The 13,701-nt window shown below is 62.9% G+C and carries 15 protein-coding genes; 11 read left to right on the top strand and 4 right to left on the bottom strand.

All coding sequences use genetic code 11. The features are described 5' to 3' along the window. Both CXP40_RS18880 and CXP40_RS18875 read left to right on the top strand, forming a co-directional pair. The gene (locus tag CXP40_RS18880) at positions 1-411 is read left to right on the top strand and encodes a DUF2069 domain-containing protein (RefSeq protein ID WP_106735010.1); all 411 of its coding nucleotides are present in this window, start codon (positions 1-3) and stop codon (positions 409-411) included. After that, the gene (locus CXP40_RS18875; RefSeq protein WP_106735009.1) at positions 411-1,106 is read left to right on the top strand and encodes an alpha/beta fold hydrolase; all 696 of its coding nucleotides are present in this window, start codon (positions 411-413) and stop codon (positions 1,104-1,106) included. Before CXP40_RS18880 ends, CXP40_RS18875 begins: the two co-directional genes overlap by 1 nt. Before the next feature lie 175 nt (positions 1,107-1,281). On the opposite strand, the gene hda is transcribed toward CXP40_RS18875, so the two are convergent. The 3 genes from hda to CXP40_RS18860 form a co-directional block, all read right to left on the bottom strand. Continuing rightward, positions 1,282-1,986, bottom strand: a complete 705-nt coding sequence (gene hda, locus CXP40_RS18870; protein WP_099523360.1) for a DnaA regulatory inactivator Hda — start codon at positions 1,984-1,986, stop codon at positions 1,282-1,284. Positions 1,987-2,254: 268 nt separating this feature from the next. Further along, positions 2,255-3,340 carry an AI-2E family transporter gene (locus CXP40_RS18865; RefSeq protein ID WP_099523363.1) on the bottom strand — a complete coding sequence of 362 codons (1,086 nt, stop codon included), beginning with the start codon at positions 3,338-3,340 and terminating at the stop codon, positions 2,255-2,257. 73 nt (positions 3,341-3,413) lie between these two features. Then, the gene (locus CXP40_RS18860) at positions 3,414-4,454 is read right to left on the bottom strand and encodes a DUF2066 domain-containing protein (RefSeq protein ID WP_106735008.1); all 1,041 of its coding nucleotides are present in this window, start codon (positions 4,452-4,454) and stop codon (positions 3,414-3,416) included. Between the two features lie 247 nt (positions 4,455-4,701). On the opposite strand from CXP40_RS18860, the gene purM reads away from it, so the two are divergent. From purM to CXP40_RS18845, 3 genes are read left to right on the top strand one after another with little or no spacing between them, the layout of a single operon-like run. After that, the gene (purM, locus tag CXP40_RS18855) at positions 4,702-5,760 is read left to right on the top strand and encodes a phosphoribosylformylglycinamidine cyclo-ligase (protein ID WP_099523368.1); all 1,059 of its coding nucleotides are present in this window, start codon (positions 4,702-4,704) and stop codon (positions 5,758-5,760) included. Then, the gene (gene purN / locus CXP40_RS18850) at positions 5,760-6,404 is read left to right on the top strand and encodes a phosphoribosylglycinamide formyltransferase (protein ID WP_106735007.1); all 645 of its coding nucleotides are present in this window, start codon (positions 5,760-5,762) and stop codon (positions 6,402-6,404) included. Before purM ends, purN begins: the two co-directional genes overlap by 1 nt. Before the next feature lie 8 nt (positions 6,405-6,412). Further along, positions 6,413-7,129: a DUF3108 domain-containing protein gene (locus CXP40_RS18845; protein WP_106735006.1), complete on the top strand. Its 717-nt coding sequence runs from the start codon at positions 6,413-6,415 to the stop codon at positions 7,127-7,129. A 256-nt stretch (positions 7,130-7,385) separates the two neighbouring features. On the opposite strand, the gene CXP40_RS18840 is transcribed toward CXP40_RS18845, so the two are convergent. Beyond that, a complete protein-coding gene (locus CXP40_RS18840) occupies positions 7,386-8,594 on the bottom strand; it encodes an ammonium transporter (protein WP_106735005.1) in 1,209 nt (402 codons plus the stop codon). A gap of 371 nt (positions 8,595-8,965) precedes the next feature. Between CXP40_RS18840 and CXP40_RS18835 the strand changes: the two genes are divergently transcribed. From CXP40_RS18835 to CXP40_RS18810, 6 genes are all read left to right on the top strand, one after another. After that, positions 8,966-9,283 (top strand): YqjD family protein, encoded by a 318-nt coding sequence (locus tag CXP40_RS18835; RefSeq protein WP_106735004.1) that lies wholly within the window; start codon positions 8,966-8,968, stop codon positions 9,281-9,283. A gap of 8 nt (positions 9,284-9,291) precedes the next feature. Then, complete coding sequence (locus CXP40_RS18830) at positions 9,292-9,651, top strand: phage holin family protein (RefSeq protein WP_106735003.1); 360 nt, start codon at positions 9,292-9,294, stop codon at positions 9,649-9,651. Further along, complete coding sequence (locus CXP40_RS18825; RefSeq protein WP_106735002.1) at positions 9,648-9,947, top strand: hypothetical protein; 300 nt, start codon at positions 9,648-9,650, stop codon at positions 9,945-9,947. Before CXP40_RS18830 ends, CXP40_RS18825 begins: the two co-directional genes overlap by 4 nt. A 101-nt stretch (positions 9,948-10,048) precedes the next feature. Then, positions 10,049-11,212, top strand: a complete 1,164-nt coding sequence (locus tag CXP40_RS18820; protein ID WP_106735001.1) for an EAL domain-containing protein — start codon at positions 10,049-10,051, stop codon at positions 11,210-11,212. Between the two features lie 71 nt (positions 11,213-11,283). Continuing rightward, positions 11,284-12,615, top strand: a complete 1,332-nt coding sequence (locus tag CXP40_RS18815; RefSeq protein WP_106735000.1) for a deoxyguanosinetriphosphate triphosphohydrolase — start codon at positions 11,284-11,286, stop codon at positions 12,613-12,615. 12 nt (positions 12,616-12,627) lie between these two features. Continuing rightward, the gene (locus tag CXP40_RS18810; protein WP_106734999.1) at positions 12,628-13,692 is read left to right on the top strand and encodes an FUSC family protein; all 1,065 of its coding nucleotides are present in this window, start codon (positions 12,628-12,630) and stop codon (positions 13,690-13,692) included. Positions 13,693-13,701: the final 9 nt, after the last annotated feature.

The raw sequence follows: 13,701 nt of genomic DNA, 5'->3' as shown, positions 1-13,701 counted from the left end.
GTGGCCCGAGCGAAGAAACCCTTGCCCAGCCTCGAGTGGCTGGAGCCACGGGTCAAACTCAGCCGAGCGCTGAGCCTGTTCAGCTTCATCGCCCTGCTGACCCTGCTACTGGTATGGAATCTGGCCTTCGCTGACCTGCATGGCGCGCGGGTCGGGGTTGTATTGGCGATCCAGTTGCTGCCGCTTGCACTGCTCGCTCCCGGTATGTTGCTGGGTAACGCCCGCGCACATGCCTGGGCCTGCTTCGTGGTCAACATCTACTTCATCCAGGGCGTACTCGCCGCCATCGATCCGGCGCGTGCACTGTTCGGCGCACTGGAGGCCGTGATCAGCTTCGGCCTGTTCTGCTGCGCACTGCTCTACACCCGCTGGCGTTTTCAGTACGACCGCAAGCTGGCTGGGGAAACCTGATGCGCCTGGTGCTGCTGCCCGGTCTGAACGGCAGCAGCCACCTCTTTGCGCCATTGCTCGACGAGCTTCAGGACATCGATTGCCAGGTGCTGAGCCTGCCAGCGCAAGGGCCACAGGACTATCACAGCCTGAGCGAAGCACTTTATCCGCAGCTTGGCAGCACGCCTTTCGTCCTGCTGGGTGAGTCGTTTTCCGGCCCACTCGCTTACCAGCTCGCCCTGCGCCAGCCAACAGGAATGCGCGGCATGATCTTCGTTGCCTCGTTCCTGACCCGCCCTAATGTCGCCCTGCCGCTGCTCAGACACCTATCCGTGCCGCTGACATTGGCCACGCAGCCCAAGCTGCTGCGCGCACTGTGCCTGGGCAACACGGCAGAAGAAGACATCCTGCAACGGGTACGAAGGGAAATTCGCCGACTGGATCAGACACTGCTGCGCGCCCGCCTGGGAACCCTGGCCGCATTACAAGCACCAGCGCAAACCCTGGATCTACCCTGCCTGCACCTCTGGCCACAACAGGATCGCCTGGTTGCCAACACCGCGGCCCAGCGACTGCCCCAGTTTTGCAGCGACATCCGCCAGCATCGCTTAGATGGCCCGCACTTCATCCTGCAGGCGCGGCCAAAGGTCTGTGCCCAAGCAATCGCTGCGTTCATGCAGGAAATAGGCGCGAATAGAAAGCCTTTGGATCCGTAGGAGCGAGCTCTGCTCGCGAAGCTCTTGTGCAGCTAAAAGTTCGCGAGCAGAGCTCGCTCCTACACATGATTTCCCCAGAGAGCCCGTAGTCCGGATCACATTCGGGGATGCTATGCAGGGATTCCCGGATTGCATCCGAGTTACGCTCTTACTGGCAGCTTGAGGCCTGCCGCCTCTACCAGCCCAGCGTTTCCTTGAGGAAGGGAATGGTCAGCTTGCGCTGGGCCTGCAGCGAGGCCTGATCGAGGCGCTCCAGCAATTCGAACAACGCACTCATGCTGCGCTCGCCCCGAGTGAGGATGAAGCGACCGACCTCGTCGCTCATCTGCAGGCCACGGCGCGAGGCGCGCAGCTGCAGGGCGCGCAGCTTGTCCTCGTCGGACAGTTCATGCAGCTGGAAGATCAGCGAAAGGGTCAGTCGCGACTTCAGATCAGGCAGTTGAATCGGCAACTCGCGCGGTGACATGGTGCCTGCCAGCAACAAGCGCCTGCCGCTGTCACGCAGACGGTTGAACAGGTGGAACAGCCCTTCTTCCCAGTCGCTGCGCCCGGCCACGGCATCGAGATCATCGAGGCAGACCAGCTCGCACAGCTCAAGGTTGTCGAGCAACTCCGGGCCGTGCTGCACCACTTCGCTGAGCGGCAGATACACGACCGCTTCGCCACGCTGTTCGAAACGCAGGCAGGCCGCCTGCAGCAGGTGGCTGCGCCCGACGCCTTCGGCGCCCCACAGGTAGATCAGGCTTTCCGTCCAGCCGGCGTCGGCCTCGCACAAGCGCTCGACATAGCCCAGGGCCGCAGCATTGGCGCCGGGGTAGTAATTGGCGAAGGTCGCGTCATCACGCAGACGCACCCCCAGAGGCAGCTGGATTGGTTTCATGCTCAGGGTCTGTTCCCGTTTCGGCGCGAGCCGCGTTGCTGCGCCAAATGGCGCCAGGCCAGGCGTGGAGCGCAGGTAATGGTCGCTCCCTTGCCAAGCTCCACAACGCAGCATGGCGCCATTTGCCGCGCAACCCGAAGGGCCAGGCCAGTTTTTGCGCGCTGCTGCGTTATTCGTCGTTCATTTGGAATAACCAAATCTCTCTCCTCATGCCTTGCCCCGCGCAAAAACTGGCCCCGGCGCGGCCGCGGCGAAACGGGAACAGACCCTACCTCGTCGGCTCGTCGGAACCGCTATTGGACTCTCCGTAAAGGCCGGAAAGTTTATACAAATCATGGGCATGGCGCAGCAGAACCATGATCACGGCAGCAACCGGCAAAGCCAGCAGCACGCCGGTAAAGCCAAACAGCTGGCCACCCGCGAGGATGGCGAAGATCACCGCGACCGGGTGCAGGCCGATGCGATCGCCCACCAGCATGGGCGTGAGGACCATGCCCTCGAGCAACTGGCCGATCATGAACACCACGCCAATACCGATCAGCGGATAGGGCTCGAGACCGAACTGGAACAGCGCAGCGGTCAGCGCCGCACCGATACCGACGATAAAGCCCATGTACGGCACGATACTGGCCAGGCCCGCCAGCACACCGATCAACAGCCCCAGCTCCAGTCCCACCGACATCAGGCCAACCGAATAGATGACGCTCAGCGCCAACATCACCAGCAATTGGCCGCGCAGGAAGGCGCCCAGCACTTCATGACATTCGCCAGTCAGCTTGACGATCAATCCTTCGCGCTGACGCGGCAGCAGGCGGCGCACACGCTCGACCAGCAGATCCCAGTCGCGCATCAGGTAGAAGCTCACCACCGGAATCAGCATCAGGTTGCCCAGCCAGGCCAGCAGTGCCAACCCCGAGGATGTCGCCTGGGCCAGTACCGCCTTGAGCACATCGGTGGTTTTGCCGATGTTGTCGGTAAAGACCTGCTTGAGTTGATCGACCTGCAGCAGGTCATCCTGCAACCCCAGATGCGACTGCGACCACGGCAAGGCCGTGCCTTGCAACCAATCGAGCATTTCCGGCGCCAACTGATATAGACGCACCAGCTGTCGTCCCAGCATGGGCACCAACACCAGCAGCAGGATCAGCAATACCAGAGCGAACAGCGCGAATACCACCACCACGCCCCCCGTGCGCGACAGCCGATGCCGTTCGAGACGGTCGACCAGCGGGTCGCCCATATAGGCCAGCAGGATACCGATCAGGAACGGGGAAAGAATCGGGTGCAACAGGTACAACAGCCAACCGAGCAGAAACAGCCCAGCCATCCATAGCCAACGGGTGGAATCGGTCATGCTCGCGTCCTCGATGCGAAACGGCGCCAGGAAGGCGCCGCGTAACTGGGCTGTGGTCTACCCGGCGCAGATTCTACCAGCGAAAGCGCAATTGATCGGTGCGCGGCTTCACCTGCGGCGCCTCGGTTGCAGCGGCCTCCGGGTTCTCTACTGGCTCAGCAGCATCGAACGGCTCACTGACTTCCTGCAGTTGCCCCAATGCCAGTTGCGCGCGCAGCTGCTCCGGGCTGGCGCTGACCTGATAGATCAGACGCTGGCCGTCGATCTCCTGCAAACGCGCGGCGAAGGGTTCGAGCAAGCGCTCCAGTGCCGCGAAACGGCCCAGGTCTACGCCCTCGATCACCAGCGTCAGGCTCTGCGCAGCACCCGGTTTGACCAGGAAACGCGGCGCCAGGCGCTCGGCCACGGCCAACAGCACTGCATCGGCCAGCGCTGCCTGATCGGCGGCCTCTGCCTTGCCCTGCTCGCGCTCGTCACCCAGCCACAGGCGCCAGGTCGCCTGCCAGCTGCCGCCGCTTTCAGTCGCCTGCACGGCCAGCAAGGCATCGGCGCCGTAGCGCTCGGACGCCTCGCGCAGGGCTTGGGGATCGTTGGCCAGCAGCACATCGGCAGCACCCAGCGCCTGCTCGCTCAGGTCCGCCAGCGGCAAACGCAGTGGCAAGCCACGATGTTGCGCAGCATCGCGTAGCAGTGCCGATGCGCTCTGGCTTTCACCAACCAGTTGGCTGCCTTCCGGCGACTCGTTGAGCCACCAGGTCAGGATGGCCGGGCGATTGCCCCCCCACAGAGCCAGGCCGGCCTGACGTAACTGGCGCTCGGTACTGCCCGGATCGAACTCGACCAGCAGCGCGTCGCCTTCATAACCGTACTGGCTGACGATCTGCTGCGGGTCCTTGCGCAGCCCTTCCAGCCCGGCACTTTGCAACGCCTTGGCGTCGCCGGTCAGGCGTAGCACCAGCGTCTGCAGGGCTTTCTGCATGGCAGCGTCGCGAGTTTCCGGCTGTTGGTCGGCCACGGGCTCGCGCACCTGGTACAGACCGGTAACCGGCGCGGCCAATACCGGCAGGCTCAGCAGCGACAGACAGAGGAACAACAGGCGGATGGGCAAACGCATTGGGGTGGACTCTCGCAAAGGATGGCCGCACGGCGGGCGGGCACAAAAGCCTATACCTTAAACAGCCGCTCAAGCCCCGGCAACCAGAGCCAGTGCCTGCGACGAAGCGCATGCACACGAGTGGCCGCTACCGGGCAAGCCTGATAAAATCGCGCGCCTTCGCCAGCCGGTACGCGCGCTGGGCTCCTTGGATGAGCCTGCGCCACGTCGGCGCCTACACGAACTCCCCATCCAAAGGCCCGGATCTATGAGCAAGCAACCCTCCATCAGCTACAAGGACGCAGGCGTCGACATCGATGCCGGTGAAGCCCTGGTCGAACGCATCAAAGGCGTCGCCAAGCGCACTGCGCGTCCGGAAGTCATGGGTGGCCTGGGCGGCTTCGGCGCCCTGTGCGAGATCCCGGCCGGCTACAAGCAACCGGTACTGGTGTCCGGCACCGACGGTGTCGGCACCAAGCTGCGCCTGGCACTGAACCTGAACAAGCACGACAGCATCGGCCAAGATCTGGTCGCCATGTGCGTCAACGACCTGGTGGTCTGTGGCGCCGAGCCGCTGTTCTTCCTCGACTACTACGCTACCGGCAAGCTCAACGTCGACGTCGCCGCCACCGTGGTGACCGGTATCGGCGCTGGTTGCGAACTCGCCGGCTGCTCCCTGGTCGGTGGTGAAACAGCCGAAATGCCGGGCATGTACGAAGGCGAAGACTACGACCTGGCCGGTTTCTGCGTCGGCGTGGTGGAAAAAGCCGAGATCATCGACGGCTCCAAGGTCGTCACCGGCGACGCCCTGATCGCCCTGCCTTCCTCCGGCCCGCACTCCAATGGCTACTCGCTGATCCGCAAGATCATCGAAGTTTCCGGCGCCGACATCGAGCAGGTGCAACTGGACGGCAAGGCTCTGGCCGATCTGCTGATGGCGCCGACCCGCATCTACGTCAAGCCGCTGCTCAAGCTGATCAAGGACACCGGTGCGGTCAAGGCCATGGCCCACATCACCGGCGGCGGCCTGCTGGACAACATCCCGCGCGTACTGCCGCAGGGCGCACAGGCCGTGATCGACGTGGCCAGCTGGAATCGCCCAGCCGTGTTCGACTGGCTGCAGGAGCAAGGCAACGTCGACGAGCATGAAATGCACCGCGTGTTGAACTGCGGCGTAGGCATGGTCATCTGCGTCGCTCAGGACCAGGTTGAAACCGCCCTGGCCAGCCTGCGCGCCAGCGGCGAGCAACCTTGGGTCATCGGCCAGATCACCGCCGCAGCAGAAGGCGCAGCCCAGGTTCAGTTGAACAACCTGAAAGCCCACTGATGCCCTGCAATGTCGTCGTCCTGATCTCCGGATCAGGCAGCAATCTGCAAGCGCTGATCGACAGCGTCGGCCACGACGGCAATCCGGCCCGCATCGCCGCGGTTATCTGCAACCGCGCCGATGCCTATGGCCTGGAGCGAGCGAAACAGGCCGGGATCGCCACCGGCCTGCTCGACCACAAGCAGTTCGATGGCCGCGACGCCTTCGACGCAGCGCTGATCCAGACCATCGATGCCCACCAGCCTGACCTGGTGGTGCTGGCTGGGTTCATGCGCATCCTCACGCCGGGCTTCGTTCAGCACTACGCAGGCCGCCTGCTGAATATCCATCCGTCACTGCTACCCAAGCACAAGGGGTTGCATACCCATCAGCGCGCCCTGGAAGCCGGCGACAGCGAACACGGCTGCAGCGTGCACTTCGTGACCGAGGAACTCGATGGTGGCCCTCTGGTCGTACAAGCTGTGTTGCCGATCAAGGCAGACGACACGGCCGAAAGCCTTGCTCGCCGCGTGCACCAGCAGGAACACCAGATCTATCCGCTGGCAGTGCGCTGGTTTGCCGAAGGCCGCTTGCGTCTTGGCGCTCAAGGCGCAATGCTGGATGGCCAGCCGCTGCCCGCCAGCGGCCACCTGATTCGAACCTAGGAGACTCTATGCGTCGTGCCCTGCTGTTCGCCCTGACACTGTTCAGCCTGTCCGCCTTTGCCGAGGACCTGCAGCCCTTCTCCGCCAGCTACACCGCGGATTGGAAGCAGCTGCCGGTCAGTGGCAGTGCCGAGCGCAGCCTCAAACGTGAAGACGACGGCCGCTGGACCCTCAACTTCGAAGCCTCGATGCTGGTCGCCGGTCTCACCGAAGAAAGCACCTTCCGCGTCGATAACGGCGCCCTGCTGCCGCTGACCTACCGCCTCAATCGCAGCGGCCTGGGCAAAGGCAAGAAGGTCGAGCAGGACTTCGATTGGGAGCAGAAGCAAGTGATCGGCAGCGACCGTGGCGATGCCGTGCGACTGCCGCTCAACCGCGGCCTGCTGGACAAATCGACCTACCAGGTTGCCCTGCAAGAGGACGTTGCGGCCGGCAAGAAGAGCGTGAGCTACCAGGTGGTCGACGGTGACGAGATCGAAACCTATGACTTCCGCGTGCTGGGCGAAGAAGTGGTACGCACCAAGGCGGGCCTGATCGACGCAATCAAGGTCGAACGCGTGCGTGACCCCACGCAAAGCACCCGCAAGACCGTGTTGTGGTTCGCCAAAGACTGGGGCCACCTGCTGGTCCGCCTGCATCAGGTGGAAACGGACGGCAAGGAATACCAGATCATGCTCAAGGAAGGCACCGTCGCCGGCAAGGCGGTAGAAGGTCGTCGCGACTGATCTACAACTGAATGAAAAACCGGGCCATTGCCAAGGCGTTGGCTTAATCTGTTGATGCAGATCGTTAACGTCATGATCTGAAAGCCAAAAAAGAAGTCCCCAGCAGAAAATATCTCGGCTGGGGATTTTTGCTTATAGGACCCGTAACCGCAGGCCATCGGGGAATCTTTCAACAGATTTCCCCAACGGCTAGGGCCATTGCCCGGTTTTTTATTGCCCGCCGTAAACGCTGGCAAACAACGCCAGCCCTGGCCTCTCAGTCCTGACTCACCGCACCGATCTTGTGAATCGACAGGTCAGCACCGTTGTATTCCTCTTCCTGACTCAGGCGAATACCGAGCGAAGCCTTGAGCAGGCCATACACCACGAAGCCACCAACCAGCGCGACCACCACCCCCAACGCAGTGCCGATCACCTGGCCGGCCAGGCTCACGCCACCCAGGCCGCCGAATGCCTCGAGGCCGAAGATGCCGCAGGCGATGCCACCCCAGATCCCGCACAGGCCATGCAGCGGCCAGACGCCGAGCACGTCGTCGATCTTCCACTTCACCTGCGTCGCGGTGAATGCCCAGACGAACAATGCACCGGCAATCGCGCCAGTGACCAGAGCACCGATCGGATGCATCAGGTCCGAGCCGGCGCAAATCGCGACCAGGCCAGCCAGCGGCCCGTTATGCAGGAAGCCAGGGTCGTTGCGCCCTACCAGCAGCGCGGCGACGGTACCGCCAACCATGGCCATCAGCGAGTTGACCGCTACCAGGCCACTGACACCCTCGAGCGTCTGCGCGCTCATCACGTTGAAGCCGAACCAACCGATGATCAGGATCCACGAGCCCAGTGCCAGGAACGGAATGTTCGAGGGCGCCATCGCCACCAGCTTGCCGTCGCGATAACGCCCGTTGCGGCGCCCCAGCAGCAGCACGGCGCCGAAGGCCAACCAGCCGCCCATGGCATGCACCACCACCGAACCGGCGAAGTCATGGAAGCCGGCACCGAAGCGAGCCTCGAGCCAGGCCTGGAAGCCGTAGTTGCCGTTCCAGATCATGCCTTCGAAGAAGGGGTAGACGAGGGCCACGATCAACGCCGTGGCGCACAGCTGCGGGCCGAACTTGGCACGTTCGGCAATACCACCGGAGATGATCGCCGGAATCGCCGCGGCGAAGGTCAGCAGGAAGAAGAACTTCACCAGGCCGTAGCCATGGTTTTCCGTCAGCACCGCAGCCGGCTCGAAGAAATTGATGCCATAGGCGATCCAGTAGCCGATGAAGAAATATGCCAAGGCGGAAATAGCGAAATCCGAGAGAATCTTGGATAACGCGTTGACCTGGTTTTTCTGCCGTACCGTTCCCACTTCGAGAAAGGCAAAGCCGGCATGCATGGCCAGAACCATGATGGCACCCAGCAGGATGAACAGGGTATTGGAGCCGTGGATCAGCGTGGCCACGGCACTGTTGATGTTTTCCATCGAGAAAGAAAACTCCGGAGGCAGAAGAAAAGGCACCAAACAAAGACACAAACCTGAAAACGCGCACCACAATGCAGCCAGACACAGTGGAGCGCCCTCGAAAAGTGCCGTCGAGTGGCCCTAAAATAGCGCCACCAAATGTCGACATATCGATGCTTATTTCTTGTTAATCAAATGGTTATGCGCGAAATGGACCATCCTGAGCCGCCCCGAAAAAGCCCCATCACAGGGCATTTCTCGACCTTCGCGCACCAGCAAAATGCAATCGCTATACCAAACGCCAGGCCGGTCACTTCCCGACTATTCTTGCGGAACCCTCACGCTGCAGAGCAATCGTAAGTAGCACATACCAACGCAGAGGACTGCTCACCATGCCCCGCAAAGCCGCTACTCCAAGCACCAAGGACGCCCTGCTGGATGAATTCCAGGCTCTGGTCAGCGATACCGAGAAGCTCCTGCAACATTCCGCCAGTCTCGCCGGCGAACACGCCGAGGCCCTGCGTGATGACATTCGCGGCAGCCTCGATCGTGCCCGAGACGCCCTGCACAAAGCCGAGTCTGGCCTGCGCGAGCAGGGCAAGATCGCCGTCGACGCCACTGAAGACTATGTGCACAAGCACCCATGGCAGGCACTGGGTTTGTCGGCCGCTATTGGCCTGGTGCTCGGCCTGCTGATCAGCCGCCGTTGACAGCGCCAATGTCCAATGGACCATCGCCAAGGCGCCTGGGGGCGGCCCTGCTGGGCCTCCTCCAGGGCCATGTGGCGTTGCTGGCCCATGAACTCGAAGACCAACGCAACCAGGCACTGCGCGCGCTGATTCTTGGCGGCCTGTGCCTGGCCTTCGCCCTGCTCCTATTGATAGGTCTGTCCGCATTGCTGCTGATCGTCTACTGGGACAGCCATCGCCTGGCAGTAGCCACGGGTCTTTGCCTGTTCTACGGTTCTGGCCTGGTAGGGTGTACAACCTGGCTGCTGATCAGTCTGCGCAACGCCGAAACACCATTCAGCGCCAGCCTTGAAGAACTGCAACGTGACCGCGAGCAACTGCTGCCATGACGTCCAACTTGCCACCAGGCGCCTCGCGCCGTCAGTTGCGTAAAGCCGTGCTGCGCATGCGCCTGGAGATGCACCGCCAGGAACTGCGCCATGAAGTGCTGCAAATCAGTCAGCCACTCAAGCAGGTACGCGAGTATGGCCAACGCCTGCGCCGGGGCAATGCACCCTTTTTGCTCACTGGCGGCGCATTGGCACTGGCCGGACTGCTCGGCGGTAAACGCGGTTGGCGTCGCTGGTTGCGCCTGGCATTGATCATTGCGCCACTACTTCGACGTCGGCAAAGCGGTATCGACTGAAACGCCGATTGGTCTAGACCTGGCCTGGCCGCGATCTTGCTTGGTTGAGTAACCCAACCGCCATCAGGCGGCTCAACCGCTCAGCGCTAAGGACAAACCAGGTGATCGACGGACTGCCTTTTGCCGTCTTCCAACCCTTTATCGACACCGCCACCGGTCGTATCGCCGGTGTCGAGGCGCTGGCTCGGCTGCGCGATGACAAAGGCCAGGCGCGCTCGGCCGGGCCGCTTTTCGCCGACCCGAAAACCCCACCCGCCGCCCTGCGCCGCCTTGACCGACAGGTCCGCGAAGATGCCCTGCAGCGCTTTCATCAAGCCCCGGCGGACTGGTTCCTGAGCCTGAATATTTCGCCACGCTGGATCAGCCGCTTGCGCCCGGCGCAACCTCTGCCCAGCTTGATCCAACTACAACGCAGCGGTATCGACCCGACGCGCATCGTTTTCGAGATCACCGAACTCGGTGGCGCCAGCCAACGCCTGCCTGACGTGGTGTCGCGCTATCGCGACGCCGGTGCACGCATCGCCATCGACGATTTCGGCGCTGGCTACTCACAGCTCGACCGCGTGCTGGCGCTGCAACCGGACATCCTCAAGCTGGATATGCGCCTGTTTCAGGAAGCCGCCCGTGGCGGCCCCAGCGGTGAAGTGGTCAAGGCGCTGGCGCAAATGGCTGAAAAAACCGGCTGCTGGATCATCGCCGAAGGCGTGGAAACCGAAGCCGAGCTGAACTTCGCCCTGGAATGCGGCGCCCGCTATGTGCAGGGGTTCTTGTTCGCCAAGCCGGAAGAGGAGCTATTCGCCAGCGATGCCTTCGTCGGCCGCTTCGCGCGCCTGCGTGACAACTACGTGCAACAGAAACTCGCCGAGCGCGCACGCCTGGTCAACCTGCGCCAGCAACTGGCTGAGCTGATGTCCGAACTGAGGTTCTGGGCCGAAAGCGGTGCCCCGACAACGAGCCTGAAAGCACCTGACAACTATCCCTGGCTGTTGCGCATCTATCAGTGCGACCGCCACGGCACCCAGCTCACGCCAAACCTGGAATGGCGCCAAGCGGCTTGGCAGGCCGATGATCGCTACCTCGGCCACAACTGGTCATGGCGCCCCTACTTCTATCAACTGCTGGCCGAAGGCTGGGAAGAACGGCGCCTGACGCTCTCCACCACCTACCGCGACGCCACCACCAACCAATACTGCCTGACCGCCGGCCAGTTCATCGATAACGGCCGTCGACTGCTGCTGGTGGATATCGACGCCGCCGGCCTGTAACCAACCGGGGTTGCAGCCGGCGGCATGAACACCCAAGCTAGGGGCCCGGATCAACCTGGCGAGGATAGGCCTTGGATTGGCACACCCTGCTCACCCGTGAACGTCTCGGTAAACCTGCGCCCAGCTCGGCAGAGCTAGGCCGCAGTCCCTTCCACAAGGATCATGACCGCATCATCTTCTCCGGCGCCTTTCGTCGCCTGGGACGCAAGACGCAGGTGCATCCGGTTTCGAGCAACGACCATATCCACACCCGCCTGACCCACTCGCTGGAAGTCAGCTGCGTCGGCCGCTCACTGGCCATGCGCGTCGGTGAGATGTTGCGTGACGACCTGCCCAACTGGTGCACACCGAGCGATCTGGGCATGGTCGTACAGTCCGCCTGCCTGGCCCACGATATCGGCAACCCGCCGTTCGGCCACTCCGGCGAGGACGCCATTCGCCACTGGTTTCAGCAGGCCGCCGGGCGCGGTTGGCTGGACGCGATGAGCGATGCCGAACGCGGCGACTTTCTCAATTTCGAAGGCAACGCCCAGGGTTTTCGCGTGCTCACCCAACTGGAATACCACCAGTTCGATGGCGGCACACGGCTGACCTACGCCACCCTCGGCACCTACCTCAAATACCCCTGGACCGCTCGCCATGCCGACGCTCAGGGCTACAAGAAGCACAAGTTCGGCTGCTACCAGAGCGAGCTGCCGTTGCTCGAACAGATCGCCGCCAAGCTCGAGCTGCCGCAACTGGAGGCGCAGCGCTGGGCACGCCACCCGCTGGTCTACCTGATGGAGGCCGCGGACGACATCTGCTACGGCCTGATCGACCTGGAAGACGGCGTGGAGATGGAGCTGCTCGACTACACCGAAGTCGAGGCATTGCTGCTCGACCTGGTGGGCGATGATCTGCCGGAAACCTATCGCCAGCTCGGCCCCAAGGACTCGCGCCGGCGCAAGCTGGCGATCCTGCGCGGCAAGGCCATCGAACACCTGACCAACGCCGCGGCCGGCGCCTTTGTCGAGCAACAACACGCCCTGCTGGGCGGCGGTCTGCAGGGCGATCTGGTCGAGCACATGCACGGCGCGGCCAAGCACTGCGTGCAGAGCGCGAAATCTCTGGCGCGCGAGAAGATCTTCCACGACAAGCGCAAGACGCTGCATGAAATCGGCGCCTACACCACGCTGGAAATCCTCCTCAACGCCTTCTGCGGTGCAGCGCTGGAGCTGCACAGTGGGCGTGCACTGTCGTTCAAGCACCGGCGCATCCTCGACCTGCTCAGCTACTACGCGCCTGAACCCGGCTGGCCCCTGTATCGCTCGTTCATGCGGGTGATCGACTTCATCGCCGGCATGACGGACAGCTACGCTACGGAAATGGCGAGGGAGATGACCGGCCGTTCGAGCCCGATCTGACGAAAACAGCGCATGAAGAACCTGATTCGCAACAGTTTCACCTGGCATGCCGGCCCGCCGGCCTGGGGCCCTGCCCTGGTCGCGGTGCTGGGCTGCGCCCTGCCGCTGGTGCTGGGCCTGTTCACTGCTCACAGTGGTTTTCTCTGGGCCTCGGCAGGTGCTTTTCAGGCCGCCCAGGCCAACCCGCTGCACCGCTTCGGCATGCTGCGCATGCTGCTGCTCACCGGCCTGGGAGCCTGCAGTGCCGGCCTCGGTTTCTGGGTGGCTAGTCACCCCCTGCTCAGCCTGTGCATTTTTGCAGCGTTCGGCCTGCTGCTGGCCTGGCTGCAACGCTTCGGTAGCGAAGCCGGCAAGCTGGGTATCGGCCTGAGCATCTGCCTGTGCCTTGGCCAGGGACAGTTCGGCATCGGCAATCTGCACAACCCCTACGCAGTGGCCACGCTGTTCATCCTCGGCGGGCTCTGGGTCATGCTGCTGGCCTTCGGCCTGCGCGGCCTGCATGGTCTGCGCATGTGGCCGTACATGCCGCGCTTTCTCGCCATTCTCAAAGTACTCAAGCGTCACGCGCAGCGCCTACCGCGCCAACAGTGGCGCCTGCACGCCCTGGCCTGCATGCTGGCTTTCGCCGCCTCGGGGCTGATCGTCAACCTGGCCGGTCTGTCGCGCGGCTATTGGTTGACCCTGACCGTCATCAGCACGCTGCAACTGGAATTCCAGGGCAGCCTGGTGCGCGCCCTGCAGGCCAGCCTGGCCAGCCTCGCCGCCGCCGGCCTGCTGATCATCTTCGGCCACAGCCTGCAGAGCCCACCGATGATGGTGATGACCCTGCTGGCGCTGGTGTTTCTCAGCCGTGCACTGCAGGCCAATCACTACGGCCTGTTCGTGCTGCAGACCAGCCTCTGCTTCGTGCTCCTGGCCGAGAGCCTGTCGCATGACTGGCACCTTGCCGAGGTTCGCCTGCTCAACGCACTGATCGGCGTCGCCCTGACCCTGACCATCGCCTTGCTGGTGCATGGCCTGCGCCTGCAACTGAACAAGCCGGGCAAGACCGAAGAGAGTTCGCAACAGCCTTTATAACGTTTAGGC

The organism is Pseudomonas sp. YY-1 (assembly GCF_002843095.1).
Lineage (GTDB): Bacteria > Pseudomonadota > Gammaproteobacteria > Pseudomonadales > Pseudomonadaceae > Aquipseudomonas > Aquipseudomonas sediminis_A.
Note: the sequence above shows the minus strand (reverse complement) of the source record. Positions and strands in the feature narration are given on the sequence as shown.